Consider the following 23,361-nt stretch of genomic DNA (forward strand, 5'->3'; position numbering starts at 1 on the left):
CTTGGCTTGTAGGACGAAGCCCGCACTGGTTGCGGGCTTTTTCTTTGGGAGGTGGAAACGGTCTATCAATGTGTTTCAAAGAGTGAGAATCAGCGGTTTTGGCGACTTTGTCGTACATCGCTCGGGGGTGGCCTGTGCTTAACTGTTTCCGGAAATAAAACAAACGCTTAGGAGCTTGGTTACTCATGGAGTTGAGAATCGACCGACAGGCCTTGGTGCCTGTCGTGCAGCAAATCGTCGACGCGCTGACCGGCTGGATCCGACAGGATGCGGTGCAACCGGGGACTCGCCTGCCGTCCGTGCGCCAACTGGCGCGGCAGAACCTGCTCAGCCAGTCCAGCGTCAATGAAGCGTGTGAGCGTCTGGTTGCCCAAGGCCTGCTGGCGTCCCGGCATGGTTCCAGCTTTTTTGTCGCGCCAGCGTCTGTGCCCGTACGCGCGTCCACCGACCCGAATCGGCGGCAGGACACACTCGCCGAGGGCGGTGATGCGTCGCAATGGGCGTTGGAGCTGGGGTGTGGTGGGTTGCCTGAGAGTTGGCGTGAAAGCGATGACCTGGGTTATGCGATCCGGCAGGTCACCCGCACCGATATGGCGGGGTTGTTCAACTACAGCACGCCGCTGGGGCTGCCTGCCCTGCGTGATCAGTTGTCCAGGCGCCTGAAGCAATTCAATATCGAGGCCGATAAAAATCAGGTCCTGACCACCACCGGGGCCACCCATGGATTGGACCTGATCGTGCGGACGCTGTTGCAGCCGGGCGCCTGCGTGGTGGTGGAGAGCCCTGGCTATTCAAGCCTGTTCGACCTGCTCAGGTTGCACAAGATCGACATGATCGAACTGCCCAGGACTCCGCGCGGCCCGGACGTCGATGCGCTGCAGGACCTGTTGGAGACGCACCGGCCCAGTGCGTTGTTCGTCAACAGCGCCTGCCACAACCCGACCGGTAGCAGCCTGGCCCCGGCCGTGGCCCAACGCTTGTTGCAATTGACGAAGCAACACGCCGTATTGGTGATCGAAGACGACGCCTATGGCGATTTCCAGAATTCGGCGCGGACCCGGCTGGCGGCGCTGGATGCCGAGGTGGTCTACGTGGGCAGTTTCTCGAAAACGTTGAGCAGTTCGTTACGTGTCGGGTTTGTCGTGGCCGCGCCGTCAGTCATCGCGCGCCTGAGCGAGGTCAAGGGGATTACCAGCATGGGCGGGTCGCGGTTCTGTGAATCGGTCCTTGCCAATCTCCTGGCCAATGGCGCCTATCGCAAGCTGGTCCAGCGCCAGCGCCAGCGTTTGGGCGTCGATACGGCAGCGCTGTTGCAGGTACTGGAGGATGCCGACTGGGAGCTCTTTGGCAAACCGACCGGTGGGTTTTTCGTCTGGGCAAGACCACCGATCAATGACTACGCTGGATTACAGCGCCTGGCCAAGCGATTCGGTGTGCAGCTGTCTTCGCCTACGGCCTTCAGCCCTTCGGGCGCACACAGCGACTGGCTACGAATCAATGTGGCCTATGCCCGTGACCCCAGGGCGCAGGGGTTTTTCCGGGCCGCAGCTCTGGATCGACCTCAAGTGTCCTGAAAACGACGCAGCTGTAGCTTTTTGCCATTATTCCGACGCCAGCATCTTGTGTTGCAGGGCGTCTCGTTGCGAATCTGCAATCAACACACACTGGCAGAGGACTGAGCGCAATGATTTCGGCCGTGCAAGGACGTTTTGCCAACCTGGGTATGGCAAAGAAACTGGGGATCGGATTTGTCCTGGTGCTGCTGTTGACCGCTGTGGTCGCGGCCATCGGCGTCTGGTCGCTGCAGACCATCAGCTATCGCTTCGATGGCCTCAAACAGATGTCCTCTCTCAACAGCGGGTTGCTCAAGGTCCGGCTGCTGGAGCAGGAGTACGCGTCGCGCTCCGACCCCAAGACGGCCGATGCCCTGCGCCAGGGTGTCGACGGGCTTGTGGCCCTGGCGAACGAACTCAAGGCGCAGTCGCCCGTCAACGTGCCGGTGATGAGCGATGTGGAGCAGGCGTTGGCCGCCTACCGCAAGGCGTTCGACGAATTTGTCGGGTTGAGCCAGAGCAAGGATCTGGCGCTGGAGATGGCCAGTTGGTCGGTGTCCAGCGTGGCCAACAACCTCGATGTGCTGCAGGCCGGGCTGGCGGATGACGGCACCTATACGTTGAAAGACTCTGAAGGCAAGGAAGGCGCCGAGTTTATCGAGCAGGCCAACCAGATCAGCGAAGTGTCGCGGTTGATGTTGCAGGCCATGAACGAAGCGCGGGTTCGCTTGGACCAGAGTCGCAAAGGTACCGTCGAGGGCGCCGGGGAAGGCAGCATTGAACAGGCCGAGCAGGCGATGAAACAGGCCGAAGCGCTCAAGACCACGGTCAAGGACCCGGGTTACCAGACCGTGCTGAACGAAGTGGCCGGGCACATCGCTGGCTTCAACCAGCAACTGGCCGAGTACACCGGGCTGCTGGCGAAGGAAAAAATCGTCTACCAGCAACTGCACGAGCGGGCCGACCAGGTGGTGGCGCGGGTCGACCAGGCCTTCAGTGCCGAAGACCAGGCCATGCAGGCAGAATTGAAGAAGAACTCGCTGCTGATCGTCGGTTCGTCGGCCTTGGCGTTGCTGGTGGGGTTGATCGCGGCGTGGGTCATTACCCGGCTGATCGTGACGCCGCTGCGCAGCGTCATTCGCGTTGCCCAACAGATTGCGGCGGGTGACTTGAGCGCCACGGTCGAAGTGACGCGCCGGGACGAGATTGGCCAGTTGATGCTGGCCATGCAACAGATGGGTGCAGGGCTGAGCAGTATCGTCAGCGGCTTGCAGGCCGGGATCGAGCAATTGGCCAATTCGGCGCAGTCACTGTCGGCGGTGACCGAGCAGACCAACCTGGAAGTCAGCAGCCAGAAAGAGGAAACCGAGCAGGTCGCCACGGCCATGAACCAGATGACCGCCACCGTGCACGATGTGGCGCGCAATGCCGAAGAAGCGGCGCAAGCGGCGCAGACGGCCGACGACAAGGTCGAAAGCGGCCAGCAGGTGGTGCGCCAGAGCATGGTACGCATCGAACAACTGGCCGATTCGGCGACGTCGGCCAGTTCCAGCATCGAAAGCCTCAGCGCCGAGATCCAGAACATCGGCACGGTGCTGGAAGTCATCAAGAGCGTGGCCGAGCAAACCAACCTGCTGGCGCTCAATGCCGCTATCGAGGCGGCCCGCGCCGGGGAACAGGGCAGGGGCTTCGCGGTCGTGGCCGATGAAGTGCGGGCCCTGGCCAGGCGCACGCAACAGTCCACCGAGGAGATCGAACGGCTGGTGAGCGCCTTGCGTTCAGCGGCCCAGGCCTCCGTTCAGCAGATCCAGAGCAGCGGCGAGCTGGTGAAGATGGCGGTCAGCGACGCACTGCAGACCGAGAGCGCCTTGGGCAGCATTGCGGCGGCGGTGTCGTTGATCCAGCAGATGAACCAACAGATCGCCGCGGCGGCCGAGCAACAGAGCTCGGTGGCTGAAGAGATCAATCGCAGCGTGACCAGTATTCGCGCCAGCGCCGATCAATCCTCCCTGGCGATGCGCGGCAACGCCGCATCCAGCATCGAGCTGGCACAGTTGGGGGTTGAGTTGAAAGGAATGGTGGGGCATTTCAGGTTGTAAGCCGGTGGCGACTCGTCAGCGATACCTGTGGCGAGGGAGCTTGCTCCCGTTTGGGTGCGAAGCACCCACCGCTCAAGGACCGTTGCGCCCGAAGTGTCGGGCCGGCCCAGCGGGAGCAAGCTCCCTCGCCACAAGGGAACTCGCTTCGGCCCTTAATCTCAGTCGTAGACCTTCTTCTTTTTCCACTCGTCGTTTATTTCGTCGTCCTTCAAGCCCTCAGTCAACTGGTTGACCTCGCCCTCGACCGGCTGGGTGCTGGCCAGGACCTGGGCATTGGCGCGGGCCAGGAGTTTCTCCAGGTAGGCCAGTTGTTCGGCGTAGACCTGGGGTTCCTGTTGCTTGCGCAGGTACTGCACGCCGCGCTCGAAGGCCAGGCGGGCCTGCCCGGGCTGTTCCTGCTGCAATGCCTGCTGGCCGAGATTGTTGAAGAACTCGATGTGCAGCAGCACCAGGATGTGCCGCACTTCGCGGATCCAGCGCTTGGCTTCGTTGGGCGGCAGGAAACCGTCCTGGGCGGCGCGGGTAATCTGGCCGTGCAACGCCTCGAGCAGAAAACGTACGTCCTTGGCCTTGGCTTCGGTCTGGATCGGTGCCGGCGGATTGTTCACCGGGATCGATTCACCCTGGGCAGCCAGCGCGCTCAATTCGTCCAGGCGTGCCTTGACCGCGGAATTGGTTTTTTCCAGGTTCAGCAAGCGCTGGCAGACGTTCATCTCAAGGCGGGTCATCAACAACTTCAGGGCAGGGGTCATCAACTGCCCGGGAAAGGTTTCGGTAAGCTCGCCACAGCGACGCATGCGGTCGTTGAGTTCTACCTTGGTGCGGGCCTTTTCCAGCTTGTTGTTTTCCACCACGTGGTTCATGTAGCCAATGGCGATCAACAGGGCGATCCCGGCTACGACGAGCAGGGTGATCATAAGTGGTGTCACCGGTAAGACCTCTTTATTAGGGTACGCATGTCATGAGTGTAGTGGCTTGGCTTTTAAGCGCATAGGCCCGAGCGACGCGATTAGACGGGCGTCGTGCTGTTTATAGGAAGCATAACCGGGTAGGAGCACATTGCCATCATTTGCCGGGCGCGACTATAGCGTCTCGGCGGGTGACAAAATATAGGCGTCAGAGACTGGACGATGGAAATGCGTGGATCGCCCCCTCAAACCGGGCGAAGTCATTGATTTAAATAAATTTATATCTGGGGGTTGACGACCCTTCAATCCATCCATAGAATGCGCGCCACTTACAGCGTAAAGCACTCAGCCAAACGCTCTAAGTAGTGAATGTTGTACGTGTGTCCCCTTCGTCTAGTGGCCTAGGACACCGCCCTTTCACGGCGGTAACAGGGGTTCGAGTCCCCTAGGGGACGCCAATGCGGGAATAGCTCAGTTGGTAGAGCACGACCTTGCCAAGGTCGGGGTCGCGAGTTCGAGTCTCGTTTCCCGCTCCAATTTAAACAGCGTTGCTTTCGGGCAGGGCTGAGTGAAGCCAGAGCCGACATCTTCGGATGCGGATTTGGGCACTGAAATACACACCATGTGTTTCAGTTAGTGTGTCCCCTTCGTCTAGTGGCCTAGGACACCGCCCTTTCACGGCGGTAACAGGGGTTCGAGTCCCCTAGGGGACGCCATTTGCGGGAATAGCTCAGTTGGTAGAGCACGACCTTGCCAAGGTCGGGGTCGCGAGTTCGAGTCTCGTTTCCCGCTCCAAATTCAAAAAAACGCCGCTCATATGAGTGGCGTTTTTTTATGCGCGTAAAAAGGCTCTTCAGCGCTCTTGTGTCGATCACGAGTGATTTTCGTTGTCTGAGGAGACTGGCAGCGCTTTACCTTAAAAATGAAGGTGAGGCGAAACTATGTCATTCAAAACTTAAGGGAAAACCTTAAGGAAGATTAATAGTTCATTCCTAAAAAAAAGCACTTCTCCTAACCTTCCAGTACCCATTCTGGAGGTGCACTTATGCTGATTTTTGTTAAATCGATGGTCATTGGGCTGTGCATTGCAGCCCCGGTGGGACCCATTGGGCTGTTGTGCATACAAAGAAGCCTCATGCAGGGATGGAGGGCAGGTTTCGCGACGGGATTGGGGGCGGCCACCGCCGATTCGATCTATGGATTCATCGGGGCCCTGGGGGTCACGGCGATCATCGCGACGCTCATCAGCTTTAAACCTTGGTTGTGTATCTTTGGCGGGCTATTCCTCGCCTATATCGGCTATCAGACAATACGGTCGAAAGGCGGCGCGACCGCCATGGCGGGTGAGCGGGCCGATATGTTCAAAGCCTACTCGACCACGCTGTTCCTGACCCTATCGAACCCCATGACCATCTTGTCGTTTATCGCGATATTTGCCGCGTTGAGCGATGGCATGGCCAATGGCCAAGGCGGCCAGCACGCCTTGTTGCCGATGGTGACCGGTATTTTCCTCGGCTCGGCGGCCTGGTGGCTGGGGTTAAGCGGGTTCTCCTCGATTTTCAAGGCGCGGATTGCCGAATCGAAGCTAAGGCTGATCAACTACTTTTCAGGGGCGACCATCGCCGTTCTGGGGGCCTATCAGGTCGCCACCGGTGTCATGCTGGCTACGGCAACCTGATCGAAAGCGATGCATGAATAGAGGTCCTACTGCCTAATGCCTGTCAGTTAAGTGGATAGCACGGGCAAACACACAAACCGTGGCGAGGGAGCTTGCTCCCGCTGGGCCGGTCCGACGCCTCGGGCGTAGCAGCCCCAAAAACAGGGCCGCTTCGCGACCCAGCGGGAGCAAGCTCCCTCGCCACAGGGTTACTGCCTGGCTTTATTTCGCTTAACTGATCGGCATTGGTCCTACTGCAGCCTGGACTCAACATAAGCCCTGAATCGGCCTATTGCTTGGGTGACGTCTGAGGCGGTGGCATTGCTGAATGAAAGCCTGACTTGGTTAGCCGCCTCATTCGTCAGCGAAAATAAAGTGGTCGGGAAGACGATCACTTTGAACAGCTGGGCACATTCGCGCATCTCAGATTCTCCAAAGACGAAAGGCAGCTGCACATTGATGAAGAAGCCGCCTGTCGGGTGATTCCAGCTGACCGTTCTTTGGGCGCCGACCTTGAATGGAAATTCACGCTCAAGGCATTCAAGCATGTGGTTCCTTTTGTTCGTATAGGACAACACCCTGGGCTGGTTCAGCCCTTTCAGGGAGTAGTCGTTCTCGAGCAACACGCCGGCGACGACCGCTTGGCACAGGGCAGGGGTGTTGACGGTGATCAGGCTCTTGGCCTTGCACAACCTTGTGTTGAACGACACGACGCCTGGGCCCTGCGGAGCGACCACATAACCCATGCGCAAGCCCGGAAAAATCGATTTGGCAAAGGAGCCCAGCAAGAACACCCGACTGCTGTCCATGGACTTCATGGACGCAATGGCGGCGCCTTCGTACCTGAAGTAGCGGTAGGCCGTGTCTTCAAGGATGAAAAAGTTCTTTTCCCTGGCCAAGGCAAGCATGGCTGTCCTGGCGTGATAGGAAAGGCTGTCGGCGGTCGGATTGCTGAAGTCTGGAACGGCATAAAGTGCCTTGGTTTGTTCTCCTCTGGATTCAAGTGCTTCAACAATTTTGCGCAGGGCAATTGGATCGAGAAAAGCCGCCATGGTGACCGGGACGATTTTTATGCCCAGCAGTTTTGCGATGCCGGTGATCCCGGAAAACACCGGGTCAGGCACCAACAACACCCCACCGCCTTCAAAGATGGACAGGAGCGTCAAGGTGCAGGCTTCCTGAAACCCCAGGCACACCACGATGCTTTCAGGATTGGAGACGGTTATCCCTTCATCCACCTGCAAATAGGTGGCGATCGTTTCATTGATGATCCCGGAGGTTTTTCCATATTGGCAAAGCAGCGTCGCCAGCGATTGCTCGGTGCCGGCGACATGATGTTTGTAGTGGGCCAGGCCCTTGTCGATGAGCGCTGGGTCGCACTGCTGATCATCGGGTCGACCGGAAGCCAGTGAAATGGCCTGGGGGTTTTCTTGGGCGATGGAATTTAGAAGGTGGATAACGTTCAGGATGGGGTCGTCGAATATCGTGTTTTCGAATGCGCCGGTCACTTTCTTTGCTCCAAAAAAAAAGCAACGAGCCATTGAAGGCTCGTTGCTCTTGATGACACTGCTACGCAGGATCTTTCTGATCGATCTTGCTTTCCATGGTTTCGAATGCCTGTAGAAGGTCCTCCTTGAGGTCGTCAAGATCCTCCAGGCCAAAGCACAGCCGAACCAGGCCTTTCTCGATGCCCATGTCCGCTTTTTCCTGATCCGTCATCGAGGCGTGGCTGCCACTGAAGGGTTGGGCAACCATTGAGGTCACGCAGGCCATTCCCGTGCCGGTGCCAAACCATTTGAGGGCGCTGGTAAACGTTTTGTAGAAAGGCACCAGATCGGGTCGAATATCCACAAACACGATGCCGCCATAACCGGTCAACTGTTTGCCATCGATGCGGGGGTAATAGACATGCTCGATAAAAGGCAACTCGCGCAGATAGTTGAGCATGTTCGCTGTTGTCTGGCTGTGTTTCTCCATGCGCAAGTTGAAAGTCTGCATGCTTCTGCGCAGCAACCAGGCGCTGTTGGGGGTCAGTATCGTGCCTGAATAAAAGCGACCCTCAAGGAGGCGGTTATAAATCGTCTCATTGTTGACCAGCACCAGGCCGCCCATGACATCACTGTGTCCAGAGAAGTATTTGGTTGCGCTGTACAGGGAAATGTCCGCGCCGAAATTTAACGGTTTCTGAAATATCGGTGTCGCCCAGGTATTGTCCACGACCACCAGGGCCTGCGGGTTGTTTTGCTTGACGGCCCTGCTGACGGCATGGATATCGATGTCTTTCAGGAACGGGTTGGTCGGTGTTTCGAATATCACCATGTCGACGTTCGCCGGCAAGGTCTTCAAGCCCTCTGCCGTGGTGAGGTCCAGAATCGTCAGGTGCGCGCCGATACGTGCCGCATAGCGCTGGAACAATTTATAAGAGCAGCCATAAATGTATTTGTTGATGACCAGTGAAGCCCCCGGTTTCAACAGTTCCAACACCATATAGATCGCGCTCATCCCGGTGCTGTAGGCCAAGGCATATTCGCTGCCTTCCAAGGAGGCGACGACCTGTTCCAATTCAGTCACATTGGGGTTGGCTTTCCTTGAGTAGAAGAAGGCCGAGTCCGCGTTGAACGCGCTGCACTGATAAATAGGCGTCACCGAAGGGTGAGCATCCCGGTCATCCACCTTGATATGAAGTATTTCTGTCGACACTTTCATGCTTGGCTGACCAGTTTGATGACCTGTTCATACATGTTCTGCTTGCCCTCGTAACCCACGGTCGGGGTGATGTCATTTTGCGAAATGCCAATCTCTTCAATCGACTCTGTCGGGAAGTGAGCCCTGTCGAAGACTTCATGAAGGTTGGAGTTCACGCCGGTGGGGAGCCAGACCTCAGGACCGGTTTCATCGATGCGTGCCTTGGCAATGATGAATCGGTAGCTTTCATGGGCCCGCAAGGTCAGGGATTTCCACTCGCTGTTATGCCCATCCGTATAGTTGCGACGCAGGTAGACAGTCTGTTCGAAGTCCTCGGTATTCAGCACTTGGGCGTGCAGCGATACGATGTCTCCGTGCCATTCGAACTTGCGCTTCTCATAACTGCTTAGCGCGTCCTCGCACAGCTCGACAGGGGCGTACGCCTGGTGTTCGCCGAGTAATTTGAAGTGCGCATCATGCCCGCATTGGGAGCAGCATCCCTTGCTGTCCAGTCCGATGATGTCGGCATTCAAGCCATACCGGGTGACGAGCAGGGCGTTACAGTGGTTGCAACTGGTGTTGGTCCCTTCGACATCATTCACGTTACCCAGGTAGACGTGCTCGACGCCCATGCTCCGCGCCACGTCCCGGGCTTTCAACAGCCTGTCCACTGGCGTACGGATGCTATTGCTCATTTTGTAATCGGGGTGGAACCGGACGAAGTGCAGCGGCACGTTCGGACCCAATTCATCCAGGACCCATTGGCTGATTTTCCGGGCCGTTTCCTCGTCATCGCTGATGTCGGTCACCATCAAGGTGCTGACTTCGACATATTTGCCGGCGTCATAGACTTTCTTGATACCCGCCAGGACGGGCTCTACCCAGCCGGTGGTGACCTTGCGGTAGTACTCCGGGGAAATGGATTTCAGCGAAATCGAGAAAATATCAATGACTGGCAATAATTCATCGATGGCTTCTTCACTGATGAAAAATGCCGATTTATACAGGTTGATCAGGCCCGCTTCCTTGGCCAGCTTTGCCGTGTCGAGGATGAATTCATGCCAGACGACGGGGTCGTTATAGGTCCAGGAAATGACCCGTATCCCGTGCTTGAGCGCGGTTTCCACCACCTGCTCAGGGGTGTAGTAGTAAACGTCCTTGTCGGTGACGTACTTGGCCTGGGAAGTCTTCCAGTTATGGCAATAACCGCAGTTGAGCATGCAGCCGATATTGCCCAGGGACAGGATCCGCTCACCGGGGGCAAAGTGGAAAACGGCTTCGGTTTCGATCGTCTCTTCAGTGCTGTGGACGCCCTTGCCGTAGTTCAATGTAACGAGCCTGCCCCCACGGTTACCGCGGACTTTGCAAAACCCTACCTTGCCTTCCTGAATGACACAGTTGCGCGGGGAAAGATGACACTTCACGGCTCCCCCGGGGAGTATTTCTTCCAATTTTGCCGGGCTGCTTTCCAAGGTCCAGTTTTTATTTTTTGTAGTGTCCATCTTTCACTCCTCATCACGGAAGTTGCCATCAATAGCGTCGGTTTAAAAAGTCGAGGCGAAGCCATCCTGCCGCCCTATAGGGCAGTCATGTTTCTTATTAGTAAGCGGATGAAGCGCTCATCAATCCATAGTTCTTAAGTGCAAAGCGCTTGGCATTCATATTCATGAACGGTTGAATAAGCGGGCCAATTACCAGCAGGAATGCAATCGTTCCTATACCGAACGGCCCGCCTAAAAGCCAACCGCTGGAAAAGATGCCGATTTCAATGATCATTTTGGCTTTGGTGAATGACCAGTTCCATTTGGAAACCATGGTCAATACCACAAGATCCATGATCCTGATGCCAATACCGCTCATGATGATCAATGCGGATGAATAGGCACATAACATCAGTCCCAAGGCCAACAACGCATACTCGTTCATCCTGACGATCAAGTACTCTCCGAGCCCCAGCCACGACCAGAGATCAATCAGCAGCCCGGTCAGCGTCGTGGTAATGAAGGGGCTTATCGGCGGGTATTTTTTGTTCCAGAGCATCCACCAGGTCAGGAAGAACAGCGACACGATAGCCGAACAAACACCCATGCCGAGCATAAGCATTTTATCGATCGAGATGATCAAGACGTCTAGAGGATCGGTACCCAGTTGACTGATGATGAAACACTTGGCACCCAGCGAAAAGAAACTGACGCCCATCAGGTACATCAGTAACTGATCTTTTTTGAAGTGGCGGAGACTTAGGACTTGCGTGCCAATATGCTGAAACAACGGGCGAGGCTTTTTTCCACACTTTTTCTTCTCATCTTCCATGCGAACACCATCCCTGGAGAGAATATTTTATTATGTGTGCGTCACGCTAAAGAGTAGGGCTATTGATTGCCCGGATTCTTTTTCAGGTTTTTCAGGCTGGGAATAGACTAGCGCGCTGCTTTATTTTGGTGCATGCTTTTTTTAATGAAAAATGCGGGCTTTTCATTAAAATTTATACTTTGAACCGGGGAAAACGCACATGGATCGTATAGACGTCAAAATCCTGGGTAAGGTACAGGACTGTGGTCGCATTTCCATCACAGAGCTTTCCAAGCATGCTGGGCTTTCTATTCCTGCCACCAACGACAGGTTGCGCAAACTTGAAGACTCCGGGGTCATCAAGGGCTATTGCGCTCAGTTGGATCCGACCAAGCTGGGCTACGGCATATCGGCCGTTGTCGGCATCACTACCCTCAAGCCGGCGAAAGCCAAATTGATCGCGACGCTCACCGACATACCCGAAGTCGTCGAATGCCTGCACATCACGGGGAACGACTCCTATCTGATCCGGATCTACGCCAGGTCCATGGCTGAGATCGAGGACATCATCGCGAAAATCAACGCGTACGGAGAGACGCGGACCAGCATTGTCCTGTCCATTCCAATCGAGAGAAGAAAGCTCGCCCCATGAGCCTGAATATCAACCCTCAAGGCTGTGCACCAAGTTCTCAATCGCTTCCAGGGCTTCCTCGTCCGCAGGTTCCGGTGCAGGACTCGCGCTGCGCATCTGGTACGCGAGACGGTACTCGCTGGGGGTGCAACTGGCGTATTGCTTGAAGGCGCGGGCGAAGTAGGACGGGTCCTTGAAGCCGGCCTCATAGCCGATGCTGGTGATGGGCATCTGGCTGTTGTCGAGCAGTTCCTTGGCGAAGCTCATGCGTTTGTTCAGTACGTAGTCGGTGAAGCCGAGGCCATTGGCTTCCTTGAACACCCGGCTGAAGCGAAACGTGGTCATGCCGCAGCGCTTGGCCAGGTCGCGCTGATCGATGCTTTCGCGAAAGTGCTGGTCGATGTACAGCATGATGTGGCTGAGGGCCTGGTGCTTCTGGTGCCCGGAGGTCAGGCGGATACTGTCCGGCAGGGTTGGGGAGTGGTCGATTTGCGAGGTTCTTCCCCGGCCACCGGTAGTGCGGCGCAGCTCACACAGCTGGGTCACGGCGGTGAGGTAGCGCTTTCGCTCGGCGACGGACAAGGGCAGCACCATGTATTCCCAGACGCTGGAGCGCATCGCCCACACCGCCAGTTCCTCGGAGTGCTGCACGGTGAACATGGTGATGGGGGTGCCGGGAACGGTCCGCTTGATCTCCAGCAAGCGTCGCAGGCCCGGCGTGTCCGGACGGTCGAAATGGATGCAGATCATGTCGACCTGTTCCGCGCCGGGCAGCATGGCGTTTTTTGCCAGCGTGCAGTCGCAGGTGTCCAGGAACTGGGAGACGAGTTCCTGGGTGGACCGATCATGGGTCAGATCGAACCAAAACAGCTTTGGCTTTCCAGTCGGATTGGGTGCCATAGGACGACTACTCACAGGTGCTTTCTGCCCTTTAGCTAGCAGTATTGTCACTGTGCTATCACTTCGCCGGATTATTTTTCATAAAAATCCAATTTCTTCGCGTCATTTTCTCGCGGGACGCCTGCGTAGGGCTGTCGGAGGACCGAGTTCCCCGCCCCCGGCCTCTTTCCCATTCGGCGCAAAAAAATCCTAGCGATGTGCAAAATCCTCCTAACGGCAATGACCACCCGCTGACTAGGGTTGCATCAGGCAGTTCGCAATGTACTGCCCCTGATAAACAACCCCGATGAGGTGTGCGAAATGACTCTTCAAACAATCAAGGCTTCGGTAGTGAAGTTCGCCAAAGATGAAGATGGCCTGACCATTGTGGAATACGCCGTGGCCGGTGGGTTGATCACCGTATTGGTGGCCGCAGCGTTCGTGCTTCTGGGCGGTGCGGTGAATACCAAGATCCGTGCACTGTGCCAGGCGGTCAACGGCGGCGCAGTCTGCGTATAAGCGATGACTTGCGTGGGGACATGGTGACTTTCAAGGAATACCGCTTGCGACTCTTTTGCTGTGAGTACAACGAATTAATCAAATGGACTTCGCGCTGTCCCCTTCCACTAGGTTTTTAGCAATATTTCTTATCAGCGTGAGGTTCATGAAATGACTTTCCAGACAATAAGAACTTCGATCAGCAAGTTCGCCAAAGATGAAGATGGCCTGACCATTGTTGAATACGCGGTGGCGGGTGGCTTGATCACCGTGCTGGTAGCCGCCGCATTTGTCCTTCTGGGTGGTGTCGTGGATACCAAGATCCGTGCGTTGTGCCGAGCCGCCAATGGCGACGTCGCCTGCTAACAATATCCACGCTAGGGAGACGCATCATGTCCATGGAACTGCTGGTATCGACGGTAGTACTGCTAGGACTGCTGGGTGTGGCGGTGGTGAGCGATCTGCGTCGCCACCGCATCCCCAACACGCTGGTCCTGTTGGGCCTTGCCCTGGGATTGGCTGGCCAGGTCTATACCGGCGGGATCGCTGGCCTGGGCGACAGCCTGCTGGGCATGCTGATTTGTTTCGGCTTGTTCCTGCCCATGTACGCAGTGGGTGGCATGGCCGCCGGCGACGTCAAGCTGATGACCATGGTCGGCAGCTTCCTGCCTTTTCATTACGCACTGTGGGCGGCGCTGTTCAGCCTGATCGCCGGTGGTGTGTGCGGTTTCCTGATCGTCCTGGCCCGCGGCCAACTGCTCCAGACCCTGGGACGCTACTGGTTGATGGTGCGAGCCCAGTCCTACCTGGCGCCGACGTCGGATGAAGTGGCCGGCAAACCCTTTCCTTATTCGATTGCGATCCTGATCGGTGCTTTGAACAGCGTCTACTGGCAACTGGTTGCCGGCGGCTGGGGAGTCTAGTCATGCACGTCATCAACGATAGCGATGCCTACCCCAGCGAGCGGGAAGCGGTGCAACGCCTGGCGCCACAGCCATGCACGATTCGCGACACCGGCCTGAGCGACAGCTTCCTCGGTGAGCTGGTGTGCAAGCACCTGCACGATGGCGGTGTGCTGGACATGTCGCGGCTGGTGGAGCGCCTGGCCTTGACCGGCGCGGTACTGGAAGAAGTCCTGGCGTTCCTGCGCAAGGACGGCCGCGTCGAAGTGCTGGGCCAGTTGGGGCAAACGGGCGGACAGACGTTGCGTTATGGCCTGACCGAGCGCGGCCGCAGCTCCGCCCGTGATGCCCTGGCCCGCAGTGGCTACATCGGCGCGGCGCCGTTCCCGGTGAGCACCTATCGCTCGCTGACCAAGATCCAGACCATCCACCACGGCCGCATCACCGCCAAGGACATGAACCAGGCCTTGGCGGGGATGGTGCTGAGCCAGGGCATGCTCGACCAGTTGGGCGTCGCCCTGAATTCCGGGCGGGCGATCATGATCTACGGCCCGGCGGGCACCGGCAAAACCTACGTCAGCAGCCGACTGATCCGGTTGTTTGCCGAAGCCATCTGGGTGCCCCACGCGATTGTCATCAACGAGTCGGTGATCGAGATCTACGACCCACAGGTGCACCAGCGCCTGGATGACAATGGCCAAACCAACAACCTGATGCTCAACGAAGGCATCGACCGCCGGCTGCTGTGCTGCAAACGCCCGATCGTCATCACCGGCGGCGAGCTGAGCATGGAGCAGTTGGACGTGCGCTACGACCCGTTCACCCGGCAATACCAGGCGGCGTTGCAGCTCAAGGCCAGCAACGGCCTGTTCATCATTGACGACATGGGTCGCCAGCGCATGGCCCCGGCCGAATTGCTCAATCGCTGGATCGTGCCCATGGAGGAGAAGCGCGACTTCATCAACCTGGGCGGCGGCCGGCATTGCGAGTTGCCGTTCGACCTGGTGCTGGTGTTTTCCACCAACCTCAATCCCCTCGAATTGGCCGACGAGGCCTTCCTGCGGCGCATCGGCTACAAGGTCCAGTTCGGTTACCTCAAGCCTGAGGAGTACGAACGTATCTGGCGCCAGGAGTGCGAACGCCTGGGCATTCCCTATGACCCGCTGCTGGTGCGTTATGTCCTGCAGCGGTTGTATGCCGGCGAAGGCATGCCGCTGGTGCCTTGCCATCCCCGTGACCTGTTGAACATGGCGCTCGACCGCCAGCGTTACCTGGGCGGATCCGGGCCCCTGTCGCCGCAAGAGCTGGATTGGGCCTGGCACAACTACTTCGTTCAGCTCGACTTCCTTTGATCTGGAGATACCGACATGAGCTCTCGTACGCTTCCGCTGATAGGCGTTTCCCTGGTACTGGGCCTTGGTGCCGCATGGATGGCTGACTCCTGGCTGAGCGCGCGACTCAACGCGACCCCCGATGATCATTTGCGAAGCGTGGTGGTCGCGACGGTAGAAATTCCTTTTGGGCAAATGGTCGAAGCCCAGCAAGTCACCACCGTGCGCATGCCCATGGACACGATCCCGGACGACGCCTTCGATGCCAGCGAACAGGCCGTGGGCAAGATCGCCACGTTTGACATCCTGCGCGGCGACATTGTGCGGGGCGCGCGCCTGAGCGAGCACCTGGGTGGCAGCACCCTGGCTTCGCTGATCGCACCGGACAAGCGGGCCATTTCGGTACGCGTGGACGATGTGGTCGGCGTAGGTGGCTTCCTCTTGCCGGGTAACCGGGTCGATGTCTTGGCGACCAAGACCACCAACGCCGGCAGCAACAGCGCCACGTCCCGGACCATCCTGGAAAACCTGCGGGTGCTGGCGGTGGACCAGACGGCGGGCACCGATAAGACCCAGCCGGTGGTGGTGCGGGCCGTGACCCTGGAAATGTCCGCCACCGAAGCCGAAGCGCTGGTCACCGCGCAGACCGAAGGCAAGTTGCAATTGGCCCTGCGCAACCCGTTGAACCTGGAGAAAAAGGCCGTGGCTGTTGCGCCGCCCACCCCGGCGCCAGTTATCGCCATGGCAGCCACCCCGACGCCGAAACCTGTGGTGCAGCGCAGCGCCAAGCCGCAAGGCGGGGCGGTCACGCTGATCCGCGGCGTTGAAAGCAGTGTGATCAATGTCCGCTGAATGACCCCTCCATGCCAGGCCCTTGCGGGCCGTGGCGATGCCGATCCTCAAACGTTGTAGGTGAGGGCTCGATGATGAATGCCAATATCCGGCGCCAGGGAGGGGCGGTGAGTGTACTGATGGTGATCGCCCTGGTGGCGATCTCCATGATGGCGGCGCTGGCCCTCGATGGCGGGCACATGCTGTTGAACAAGACGCGCCTGCAAAATGCGGTGGATGCCGCCGCCTTGGGCGGTGCCAAGACCCTGAGCCAGGTGAGTGGCGGCATCAACATGGCCAGCACCACCCGCGCGGCTGCCCTGGATACGCTGAATAGAAATGCCAGCGCCGTGGGCAACACCGAGCTGGCCACTGCGGTTGCCGGCAACCCGGGCGCATTCGCCGTGGTGGAACTGGCCAGCAGCGTCTATGGCCCGTTCTCCTATCCCGGGCCTAGCGATGCCAAATACGTGCGGGTGTCGGTGGCCAGCTACCAACTGAGTGGGTTTTTCTGGAGCTTCGTGCAAACCATGGGCAGCGCCGGCCTGGGCAACAAGCGCGTGGCGGCGATTGCCACGGCAGGTCCCAGCCCCACCTCGCCTTGCGACCTGGCGCCGTTGATGGTCTGTGGCGATCCCACTCAATACAACCCGGCCGCCGGCAACTTCTGGGGGTATCAATTTGGCGACCTGGAAGTCTTGAAGACGGCGGCGGGGAACACCTCGCCCATCGGCCCGGGCAACTTCCAATTGCTGGATTTCGGCTCCGGCGGCAGTGCGGTCCGCGAGGACCTGGCCGGCGGGGGCTCGGTCTGCCGCAGTGTCGGCGACAACGTCCAGACGGCGCCGGGCAATAAAGCCGGCCCGACGTCCCAAGGCTTGAATACGCGTTTCGGTGTCTACAACGGTCCGGTCAGTGCTTCGGACTATCCACCGGACCTGGTCACGTCCTCAGGCACTCCGGCAATCACCTACAGCGATGAGCTCGGGCCAGAATACAAAGGCCAGTCCATCACCTCGAGCAACGGCGATCTCTCGGCGGGCGGCGAGGCGATACAGGACTACAACGACTGGCGGGCCCAGGTCGCCGCCTGTGTGGCGGGGGGCGCCAGCGGCTGTGAAAGCAACGGGGTTTTCGAGCGCCGGATGCTGAAGATCGTGATTGGCGATTGTGCCGGGAAACTGAGCGGCTCGACGTCGATTCCGGTCTTGGGGTTTGGCTGCTATTTCGTCCTGCAACCGGTGAACGGTGGTGGTTCGGAGTCGATCATCTTCGGCCAGTTCGTCCAGGAGTGCGAGGGCGACAACGTACCCGGTCCCACACCGTCCACCGATTCCGGCCCGCAGATCATCCAGCTCTACAAAACCTATCTCAACGGCAGCGGCACGCCGAGCACCGACTCGTAGGAGGCGTCATGGGACTTTCTCAGTTCAAACCACCGCAAGCCCAGCAAGGCGTGGCGCTGGTGGAGTTCACCTTGGTGCTGCCGCTGTTGCTGTTGCTGCTGTTGGCCTTCGGCGAGTTCGGCCGGATGCTCTACCAGTACAACGTGCTGTTGCAGGCCAGCCGCGATGCCGATCGCTTCGTCGCCAGCCAGGCGTGGAACACCACCCTGGGCGGCATCACGCTGAACAACACGTTGCTGACCCAGACGAAAAACGTGGCGGTGTATGGCGTGCCCAGCGCTGCCGGCGACGCCGTGGTGTCTGGGTTGACCACGGCTGACGTGGAGGTCGTTACCGAAGGCATCGATCATGTGCGCGTCACCATCAAGCACACCTTCTCCCCGGTGATCGGCACGGTGATCCCCGGTTTTTTCGGTGCGTCCACCGCGCTGGGCATCGAACTGGTGGCGACCACCGTCATGAGGGCACTGTGATGAATCGTAAGCACATGGGCGGCACCTACATCGTGGAGTTCTCCTTCGTCGGCTTGCTGGTGTTCATCCTGCTGTTCGGCGTGGTGGAAATGGGCCGGTTGTATTTCACGGTCAATGCCCTGGATGAAGCGGCACGCCGTGGCGCGAGGCTGGCGGCGGTGTGCAATGTCAGCGACCCGGTGGTGTTGCGTCGGGCCATTTTCAACGCGGCGACGGACGCTGGTACCAGTCAGCTGATCAGCAACCTGGCGACTTCGAACCTGGCGCTGACCTACCTGGACGTCAACGGCGCCGTGGTGGCGAACCCCACCAACACGTCCGGGACCACCGGGTTTCGGGCCATCCGCTATGTGCGGCTGAGCGTGCAGAACTTCGTTTTCAACCTGTTCATTCCCGGCTTGGGCGTGCCCATTACCTTGCCCACGTTCCGGGCCACGTTGCCACGCGAAAGCCTTGGGCGTCATTCCGATTCCGCGGAGATCACACCATGCTGAACACCAGGGAAAATCCGCTTTCGACCACCACTGGCAGAGCCGGGCTGCGAATCTTGATCAGCAGCCGCGATGCCACGGCACTGCGTGACCTGCAATGCGTCTGCCAGCGCATGCCTGGCCTTGAGGTCAGCACGCGCCTGGTCAGCAATGGGCATGTCGATCCGCTCTACGGGCTGGATCGCATGCCCGACCTGTTGCTGTTGCGCGTCAGTCACTTGTGGCGCGAAGAGCTGTCGGCGTTGTTGCAACGTCCGGCCCATGAACGGCCGCCGATGCTGGTGTGCGGTCCCTTGGGCGAGCAGGAGGGCATGCGTCTGGCGATGCAGGCCGGTGCCCGGGATGTACTGCCCGAACCCATCGCCGATACGGAGTTGGTGGCGGCGTTGAATCGCCTGGTGGCCGACGTCCGTCTCGGCAACGGCAACGAAGGCAAGTTGATCGCGGTGATCAGCGCCAAGGGCGGCTCCGGCGGGACCCTGGTGGCCTGCAACCTGGCCCAGCAGCTCAGCGCCCGGGCAGGCAATACCCTGCTGCTGGACATGGACCTGCAATTTGGCAGCGTGACCCATTATCTGGACGTGGCGCAGTCCCACAGTCACCTGGAAGTGCTGCAGCAGGTCGATGAGATGGACAGCGTCGCGCTGCGGGGCTTTTGCAGCCACTTCAGCCCGACCCTGCACGTCCTGGGTGGCCGGGCCGGTGAGTTGTGCCTGCCCCAGGACGCCCAGCCCGAGCAGCTCGATGCCCTGTTGCAACTGGCCCGCGCCAGTTATGACTGGGTGGTGGTGGACCTGCCGCGGCAGATCGATCACCTCACCGGCTCAGTGCTGGAACAGGTCGATCGGGTGTACGTGGTGGTGCAGCAGAGCGTCAGCCATCTGCGCGATGCCAGCGCTCTGGTGCGGATCCTTCGCGAAGACCTCGGTGTGCGCGGGGACCAGTTGCAGATCGTGATCAACCGCTACGACAAAAACGCCGCCGTCAGCCTCAAGGACATCGGCGAGGCCCTGCGTTGCGCGAACCTGTCGAAATTGCCCAATGACTTCAACCTGGTCAGCCAGAGTCAGAACACTGGCGTGCCGTTGGGGCTGCATGCGCCGAAGGCGGCCATCACCGCCGCCCTGCGCGATTTGACCGAAGACCTGGTCGGTCACCAGATGGCCACGAACAAGGGCCTGCTTAAACGCGCCTTCAACCGTTTCTTCGGGGGATGACCCATGATCAGCGACTTTCGTAACCGCTTGCGCAAACAGCCCGCCAAACCTGGCACCTCGGCGGGTGCCCAGCCCGGCGACAGCTTGCCGGACCCGACGGACGCCTTGATGGCCTGGGAACAGGCCATTCCCGACGTGCTGTATGAAACCCGCAGCCAGGTCACGCCGGTGGAAGCCGAGTGGCGGGAAAAGATCTACCAGCAACTGCTCAAGGTCATGGACTTGTCATTGCTCGATGCCCTCGAACAAGCCGAGGCCGCGCGGCAGATTCGCGATATCTGCCAGCGCCTGCTGGAAGAACATTCCGCGCCGGTGAGTACCGCCAGCCGGCAGTTGATCATCAAGCAGATTACCGACGAAGTGCTCGGCCTTGGGCCGCTGGAACCGCTGTTGGCCGACCATAGCGTGTCCGACATCCTGGTCAACGGCTTTGCTTCGGTCTACGTCGAACGCTTCGGCAAGCTGCAACGCACCGACGTGCGTTTTCGCGACGACCAGCATCTGTTGAACATCATCGACCGCATCGTCTCCAGCCTGGGGCGACGCATCGACGAGTCCTCGCCGTTGGTGGACGCGCGGCTCAAGGACGGTTCGCGGGTCAACGCGATCATTCCGCCGCTGGCCATCGACGGTCCGAGCATGTCGATCCGGCGCTTCGCCGTGGATTTGCTCAACACCGACAGCCTGATCCAGGTCGGCACCATGACCCCGGCCATCGCCTTGCTGCTCAAGGCCATTGTTCGCGGGCGCTTGAACGTGCTGATTTCCGGTGGGACCGGCAGCGGCAAGACCACCATGCTCAACGTGCTCTCCAGTTTCATCCCCCACAACGAGCGCATCGTCACCATCGAGGATTCGGCCGAGCTGCAATTGCAGCAGCCCCACGTGGTACGCCTGGAAACCCGGCCTTCGAACATCGAGGGGCGTGGCGAGGTGAGCCAGCGAGAATTGGTGCGCAACAGCCTGCGCATGCGCCCGGACCGCATTGTCATCGGCGAGGTGCGCGGCGCCGAGGCGATGGACATGCTCACGGCGATGAACACCGGCCACGACGGTTCGCTGACCACCGTTCACGCCAACACCGCACGGGATGCCCTGGGGCGAATCGAGAACATGGTATCGATGACCGGGGCGACGTTTCCGATCAAGGCCATGCGTCAACAAATTGCCTCGGCCATCGATGTGGTCATCCAGTTGGAGCGTCAAGAAGACGGCAAGCGTCGCGTGGTGAGCATGCAAGAGATCAACGGCATGGAAGGCGAGATCATCACCATGACCGAAATTTTCTCCTTCGCGCGCCAGGGCATCGGTGAACATGGCGAGGTGCTAGGGGAGTATCGGCCCAGTGGCATGATCCCGGCCTTCCGCGATGTGCTGGCCAAGCGCGGCATCGAGTTGCCGCTGACCTTGTTTCGCCCTGAGTGGATGGAGGGTCGGACGTCATGAACAATATCCCCAGCGAGTTCATCCTGATGTTCCTGGGCATGGTGTTCATCGCCGTATTCCTGCTGTCCCAGGGCGTGGTGGTGCCGGTGTTCGGCGAGGCCGGCAGGATGCGCAAGCGTATTCGTGGGCGCCTGCATGTGCTGGAGAAGGCCAACCACTTGCCCAACATGCAGACGGTGTTGCGGCAGAAATACCTGACGCGCCTGTCACCCTTGGAAGCGCGGCTGGAGCAGCTGCCATTCATGGCCAACCTGACGCAACTGATCGAACAGTCCGGCCATGAATACCGGGCGTATCGGGTCATGCTGCTCGGCCTGATCCTGGGTGTGGCGGCCGGTGCCTTGGTGCTGATGGTCTCGCCGATCTGGTGGATGGCGCTGCTGGCGGCCTTTGCCGTGACCTGGGTGCCGGTGTTGAAAATCCTCCGGGACCGCAACAAGCGTTTCGCCGCGTTCGAGGAAGGTTTGCCGGATGCGCTGGACGCCATGTGCCGAGCCTTGCGCGCCGGGCACCCGTTCAACGAAACCCTGCGTCTGGTCGCCGAGGAGCACAAGGGGCCGGTCGCCCAGGAATTCGGCATGACCTTTTCCGACATCAACTACGGCAACGACGTGCGCCGGGCCATGCTCGGCCTGCTGGAGCGGATGCCGAGCATGACGGTGATGATGCTGGTGACCTCGATCCTCATTCACCGGGAGACCGGTGGCAACCTGACCGAAGTGCTGGAGCGCCTGAGCCGCTTGATTCGCGGGCGTTTCCGGTTCCAGCGCAAGATCAGGACGCTGTCGGCGGAAGGGCGCATGTCGGCCTGGGTGCTGGTGGCGATCCCGTTCGTGCTGGCGATCGCCATCGTTCTGACCAGCCCCAGCTATATGCCGGTGCTGATCAATGACCCCATAGGGCACAAGCTGATCATCGGCGCGTTTTGCGCCATGTTGATCGGGATTTTCTGGATCAGAAAAATCATCCGGATCCAGGTTTAAGCGCTGTTGCGTCGAGAGGTTTCAGTCATGGACTTTCTGCTCGGATTGTTGAGTCGGTTCACCGGTAACGAAGAACTGGCCCGCCTGTTGTTCATCGCCGCGATTGGCCTTAGCACGGTGCTGACGGCCGTTGCGCTCCTGCTGTTGGTGCTGGGCTTGCAGGATCCGGTGCAGCGGCGCCTGGCGCTGATCAAGCGCGGTTACGCCGGCAACAGCGCAGGGCAGGAGGCACCGGGTAATTTGCAGCTCTTGCTGGAGCGAATCGGCCAGCGTTTTGCCTCGACCGATCAGGCCCACACGTCCGCCACCCAGACGTTGCTGACCCACGCCGGTTACCGGTCTGCCTCGGCGGTGCAGATGTACTGGGCCGTGCGCCTGATGCTGCCGCTGTTGCTGGTGGGCGTTGCGTTGTTGCTGCTGCCGATGGTCAAGGTTTCATTGGCCATTGGCTTGCTGGGGGTGGCCCTCGTGGCGGGCATTGGCTGGTTGATCCCGGCGATCTACGTCGGCAAACGCAAGCAGGCTCGCCAAGGCCGGCTGCGCGCTGCGTTCCCGGATGCCTTGGACCTGATGGTGGTGTGCGTCGAGTCGGGCCTGGCCCTGCCGACGACAATTGAGCGGGTGGCTGAGGAAATGTCGGTCAGCCAGGTGGAACTGGCCGAGGAACTGGCGTTGGTCAATGCGCAGATCCGGGCGGGCATCACCAGCACCGAGGCACTCAAGCAACTGGCCGTGCGCACCGGCCTGGAGGATATCCAGGGCCTGGTCAGCCTGCTGGCGCAAAGTATCCGTTTCGGCACCAGCGTGGCCGATACCCTGCGGATCTACGCCGACGAGTTTCGCGACCGACGGACCCAGGCTGCGGAAGAGATGGGCGCCAAGATTGGCACCAAACTGATTTTCCCGCTGATCTTCTGCCTGTGGCCGAGCTTCTTCCTGGTCGCCATTGGGCCGGCCATGATCGGGGTGTTCAGGGCCTTTGGGAATATGTAGAACGCGCCTATTTGTGGTGATGAGGCTTGTGTTCACCACACCCATTGTGGGCGATCTGTGGGAGCAAAGCTTGCTCGCGATAGCGG

22 protein-coding genes and 4 tRNA genes are annotated in these 23,361 nt (G+C 59.3%); 20 read left to right on the forward strand and 6 right to left on the reverse strand.

The annotated features are described in order from the left end of the window. The first annotated feature begins 185 nt into the window (after positions 1-185). Both J3361_RS11875 and J3361_RS11880 read left to right on the forward strand, forming a co-directional pair. Positions 186-1,574 (forward strand): PLP-dependent aminotransferase family protein, encoded by a 1,389-nt coding sequence (locus tag J3361_RS11875; RefSeq protein WP_207964765.1) that lies wholly within the window; start codon positions 186-188, stop codon positions 1,572-1,574. Positions 1,575-1,684: 110 nt separating this feature from the next. Beyond that, complete coding sequence (locus J3361_RS11880; RefSeq protein ID WP_207964766.1) at positions 1,685-3,652, forward strand: methyl-accepting chemotaxis protein; 1,968 nt, start codon at positions 1,685-1,687, stop codon at positions 3,650-3,652. Positions 3,653-3,810: 158 nt separating this feature from the next. On the opposite strand, the gene J3361_RS11885 is transcribed toward J3361_RS11880, so the two are convergent. Next, the gene (locus J3361_RS11885; RefSeq protein ID WP_072345754.1) at positions 3,811-4,569 is read right to left on the reverse strand and encodes a hypothetical protein; all 759 of its coding nucleotides are present in this window, start codon (positions 4,567-4,569) and stop codon (positions 3,811-3,813) included. Positions 4,570-4,942: 373 nt separating this feature from the next. On the opposite strand from J3361_RS11885, the gene J3361_RS11890 reads away from it, so the two are divergent. From J3361_RS11890 to J3361_RS11910, 5 genes are all read left to right on the forward strand, one after another. Further along, a tRNA-Glu gene (locus J3361_RS11890) sits at positions 4,943-5,018 on the forward strand. A 2-nt stretch (positions 5,019-5,020) separates the two neighbouring features. Then, positions 5,021-5,096: transfer RNA gene (locus J3361_RS11895), tRNA-Gly, on the forward strand. A 104-nt stretch (positions 5,097-5,200) separates the two neighbouring features. Continuing rightward, a tRNA-Glu gene (locus J3361_RS11900) sits at positions 5,201-5,276 on the forward strand. 3 nt (positions 5,277-5,279) lie between these two features. Then, a tRNA-Gly gene (locus J3361_RS11905) sits at positions 5,280-5,355 on the forward strand. Between the two features lie 250 nt (positions 5,356-5,605). After that, entirely contained in the window at positions 5,606-6,238 is a 633-nt protein-coding gene (locus J3361_RS11910; RefSeq protein ID WP_207964767.1) for a LysE family transporter, read from the forward strand. A gap of 230 nt (positions 6,239-6,468) precedes the next feature. On the opposite strand, the gene J3361_RS11915 is transcribed toward J3361_RS11910, so the two are convergent. From J3361_RS11915 to J3361_RS11930, 4 genes are all read right to left on the reverse strand, one after another. Beyond that, positions 6,469-7,725: a PLP-dependent aminotransferase family protein gene (locus tag J3361_RS11915; RefSeq protein WP_207964768.1), complete on the reverse strand. Its 1,257-nt coding sequence runs from the start codon at positions 7,723-7,725 to the stop codon at positions 6,469-6,471. A gap of 61 nt (positions 7,726-7,786) precedes the next feature. Beyond that, on the reverse strand, positions 7,787-8,923 hold the full coding sequence (locus J3361_RS11920) for a PLP-dependent aspartate aminotransferase family protein (protein WP_207964769.1): 1,137 nt from the start codon (positions 8,921-8,923) through the stop codon (positions 7,787-7,789). Beyond that, positions 8,920-10,404, reverse strand: a complete 1,485-nt coding sequence (gene amrS / locus J3361_RS11925; protein ID WP_207964770.1) for an AmmeMemoRadiSam system radical SAM enzyme — start codon at positions 10,402-10,404, stop codon at positions 8,920-8,922. The genes J3361_RS11920 and amrS overlap by 4 nt, the downstream gene beginning before the upstream one ends. Before the next feature lie 97 nt (positions 10,405-10,501). Continuing rightward, positions 10,502-11,215, reverse strand: coding sequence for a hypothetical protein (locus tag J3361_RS11930; protein WP_207964771.1), 714 nt, complete (start codon positions 11,213-11,215; stop codon positions 10,502-10,504). A 199-nt stretch (positions 11,216-11,414) separates the two neighbouring features. Here J3361_RS11930 and J3361_RS11935 point away from each other — a divergent pair, with 199 nt between their 5' ends. Continuing rightward, on the forward strand, positions 11,415-11,846 hold the full coding sequence (locus J3361_RS11935) for an Lrp/AsnC family transcriptional regulator (protein ID WP_060741195.1): 432 nt from the start codon (positions 11,415-11,417) through the stop codon (positions 11,844-11,846). 9 nt (positions 11,847-11,855) lie between these two features. On the opposite strand, the gene J3361_RS11940 is transcribed toward J3361_RS11935, so the two are convergent. Further along, positions 11,856-12,725, reverse strand: a complete 870-nt coding sequence (locus tag J3361_RS11940; protein ID WP_207964866.1) for a response regulator transcription factor — start codon at positions 12,723-12,725, stop codon at positions 11,856-11,858. 300 nt (positions 12,726-13,025) lie between these two features. Here J3361_RS11940 and J3361_RS11945 point away from each other — a divergent pair, with 300 nt between their 5' ends. The 12 genes from J3361_RS11945 to J3361_RS12000 all read left to right on the forward strand — a co-directional run bounded on the left by J3361_RS11945 (position 13,026) and on the right by J3361_RS12000 (position 23,275). Continuing rightward, positions 13,026-13,223 (forward strand): Flp family type IVb pilin, encoded by a 198-nt coding sequence (locus tag J3361_RS11945; RefSeq protein WP_207964772.1) that lies wholly within the window; start codon positions 13,026-13,028, stop codon positions 13,221-13,223. A 150-nt stretch (positions 13,224-13,373) separates the two neighbouring features. Then, a complete protein-coding gene (locus tag J3361_RS11950) occupies positions 13,374-13,568 on the forward strand; it encodes a pilus assembly protein PilA (RefSeq protein ID WP_027911504.1) in 195 nt (64 codons plus the stop codon). A gap of 26 nt (positions 13,569-13,594) precedes the next feature. Beyond that, positions 13,595-14,125 carry a prepilin peptidase gene (locus J3361_RS11955; RefSeq protein ID WP_207964773.1) on the forward strand — a complete coding sequence of 177 codons (531 nt, stop codon included), beginning with the start codon at positions 13,595-13,597 and terminating at the stop codon, positions 14,123-14,125. Between the two features lie 2 nt (positions 14,126-14,127). After that, positions 14,128-15,456, forward strand: coding sequence for an AAA family ATPase (locus tag J3361_RS11960; protein WP_207964774.1), 1,329 nt, complete (start codon positions 14,128-14,130; stop codon positions 15,454-15,456). A gap of 15 nt (positions 15,457-15,471) precedes the next feature. Beyond that, a complete protein-coding gene (gene cpaB, locus J3361_RS11965; RefSeq protein ID WP_207964775.1) occupies positions 15,472-16,287 on the forward strand; it encodes a Flp pilus assembly protein CpaB in 816 nt (271 codons plus the stop codon). Positions 16,288-16,358: 71 nt separating this feature from the next. Beyond that, on the forward strand, positions 16,359-17,672 hold the full coding sequence (locus tag J3361_RS11970) for a TadE/TadG family type IV pilus assembly protein (protein ID WP_207964776.1): 1,314 nt from the start codon (positions 16,359-16,361) through the stop codon (positions 17,670-17,672). Positions 17,673-17,680: 8 nt separating this feature from the next. Continuing rightward, positions 17,681-18,145, forward strand: a complete 465-nt coding sequence (locus J3361_RS11975; RefSeq protein WP_207964777.1) for a TadE/TadG family type IV pilus assembly protein — start codon at positions 17,681-17,683, stop codon at positions 18,143-18,145. Further along, positions 18,145-18,639: a TadE family protein gene (locus J3361_RS11980; RefSeq protein ID WP_207964778.1), complete on the forward strand. Its 495-nt coding sequence runs from the start codon at positions 18,145-18,147 to the stop codon at positions 18,637-18,639. Before J3361_RS11975 ends, J3361_RS11980 begins: the two co-directional genes overlap by 1 nt. Continuing rightward, on the forward strand, positions 18,633-19,853 hold the full coding sequence (locus tag J3361_RS11985) for an AAA family ATPase (protein WP_207964779.1): 1,221 nt from the start codon (positions 18,633-18,635) through the stop codon (positions 19,851-19,853). Before J3361_RS11980 ends, J3361_RS11985 begins: the two co-directional genes overlap by 7 nt. Before the next feature lie 3 nt (positions 19,854-19,856). Beyond that, positions 19,857-21,299, forward strand: a complete 1,443-nt coding sequence (locus J3361_RS11990) for a CpaF family protein (RefSeq protein WP_186707166.1) — start codon at positions 19,857-19,859, stop codon at positions 21,297-21,299. Continuing rightward, the gene (locus J3361_RS11995; RefSeq protein WP_207964780.1) at positions 21,296-22,282 is read left to right on the forward strand and encodes a type II secretion system F family protein; all 987 of its coding nucleotides are present in this window, start codon (positions 21,296-21,298) and stop codon (positions 22,280-22,282) included. Before J3361_RS11990 ends, J3361_RS11995 begins: the two co-directional genes overlap by 4 nt. Positions 22,283-22,309: 27 nt before the next feature. Then, positions 22,310-23,275 carry a type II secretion system F family protein gene (locus tag J3361_RS12000; RefSeq protein ID WP_207964781.1) on the forward strand — a complete coding sequence of 322 codons (966 nt, stop codon included), beginning with the start codon at positions 22,310-22,312 and terminating at the stop codon, positions 23,273-23,275. The last annotated feature ends 86 nt before the right edge of the window (positions 23,276-23,361 follow it).

The organism is Pseudomonas sp. OA65 (genome assembly GCF_017498305.1).
Taxonomy (GTDB): domain Bacteria; phylum Pseudomonadota; class Gammaproteobacteria; order Pseudomonadales; family Pseudomonadaceae; genus Aquipseudomonas; species Aquipseudomonas zanjanensis.

What these genes read in the sequence shown, in the direction of transcription:
- J3361_RS11875 (WP_207964765.1), top strand. Translation starts at nt 186, where the DNA reads ATGGAGTTGAGAATCGACCGACAGGCCTTGGTGCCTGTCGTGCAGCAA.
- J3361_RS11880 (WP_207964766.1), top strand. Translation starts at nt 1,685, where the DNA reads ATGATTTCGGCCGTGCAAGGACGTTTTGCCAACCTGGGTATGGCAAAG.
- J3361_RS11885 (WP_072345754.1), bottom strand. Translation starts at nt 4,569, where the DNA reads ATGATCACCCTGCTCGTCGTAGCCGGGATCGCCCTGTTGATCGCCATT.
- J3361_RS11910 (WP_207964767.1), top strand. Translation starts at nt 5,606, where the DNA reads ATGCTGATTTTTGTTAAATCGATGGTCATTGGGCTGTGCATTGCAGCC.
- J3361_RS11920 (WP_207964769.1), bottom strand. Translation starts at nt 8,923, where the DNA reads ATGAAAGTGTCGACAGAAATACTTCATATCAAGGTGGATGACCGGGAT.
- amrS (WP_207964770.1), bottom strand. Translation starts at nt 10,404, where the DNA reads ATGGACACTACAAAAAATAAAAACTGGACCTTGGAAAGCAGCCCGGCA.
- J3361_RS11930 (WP_207964771.1), bottom strand. Translation starts at nt 11,215, where the DNA reads ATGGAAGATGAGAAGAAAAAGTGTGGAAAAAAGCCTCGCCCGTTGTTT.
- J3361_RS11935 (WP_060741195.1), top strand. Translation starts at nt 11,415, where the DNA reads ATGGATCGTATAGACGTCAAAATCCTGGGTAAGGTACAGGACTGTGGT.
- J3361_RS11940 (WP_207964866.1), bottom strand. Translation starts at nt 12,725, where the DNA reads ATGGCACCCAATCCGACTGGAAAGCCAAAGCTGTTTTGGTTCGATCTG.
- J3361_RS11945 (WP_207964772.1), top strand. Translation starts at nt 13,026, where the DNA reads ATGACTCTTCAAACAATCAAGGCTTCGGTAGTGAAGTTCGCCAAAGAT.
- J3361_RS11950 (WP_027911504.1), top strand. Translation starts at nt 13,374, where the DNA reads ATGACTTTCCAGACAATAAGAACTTCGATCAGCAAGTTCGCCAAAGAT.
- J3361_RS11955 (WP_207964773.1), top strand. Translation starts at nt 13,595, where the DNA reads ATGTCCATGGAACTGCTGGTATCGACGGTAGTACTGCTAGGACTGCTG.
- J3361_RS11960 (WP_207964774.1), top strand. Translation starts at nt 14,128, where the DNA reads ATGCACGTCATCAACGATAGCGATGCCTACCCCAGCGAGCGGGAAGCG.
- cpaB (WP_207964775.1), top strand. Translation starts at nt 15,472, where the DNA reads ATGAGCTCTCGTACGCTTCCGCTGATAGGCGTTTCCCTGGTACTGGGC.
- J3361_RS11970 (WP_207964776.1), top strand. Translation starts at nt 16,359, where the DNA reads ATGATGAATGCCAATATCCGGCGCCAGGGAGGGGCGGTGAGTGTACTG.
- J3361_RS11975 (WP_207964777.1), top strand. Translation starts at nt 17,681, where the DNA reads ATGGGACTTTCTCAGTTCAAACCACCGCAAGCCCAGCAAGGCGTGGCG.
- J3361_RS11980 (WP_207964778.1), top strand. Translation starts at nt 18,145, where the DNA reads ATGAATCGTAAGCACATGGGCGGCACCTACATCGTGGAGTTCTCCTTC.
- J3361_RS11985 (WP_207964779.1), top strand. Translation starts at nt 18,633, where the DNA reads ATGCTGAACACCAGGGAAAATCCGCTTTCGACCACCACTGGCAGAGCC.
- J3361_RS11990 (WP_186707166.1), top strand. Translation starts at nt 19,857, where the DNA reads ATGATCAGCGACTTTCGTAACCGCTTGCGCAAACAGCCCGCCAAACCT.
- J3361_RS11995 (WP_207964780.1), top strand. Translation starts at nt 21,296, where the DNA reads ATGAACAATATCCCCAGCGAGTTCATCCTGATGTTCCTGGGCATGGTG.
- J3361_RS12000 (WP_207964781.1), top strand. Translation starts at nt 22,310, where the DNA reads ATGGACTTTCTGCTCGGATTGTTGAGTCGGTTCACCGGTAACGAAGAA.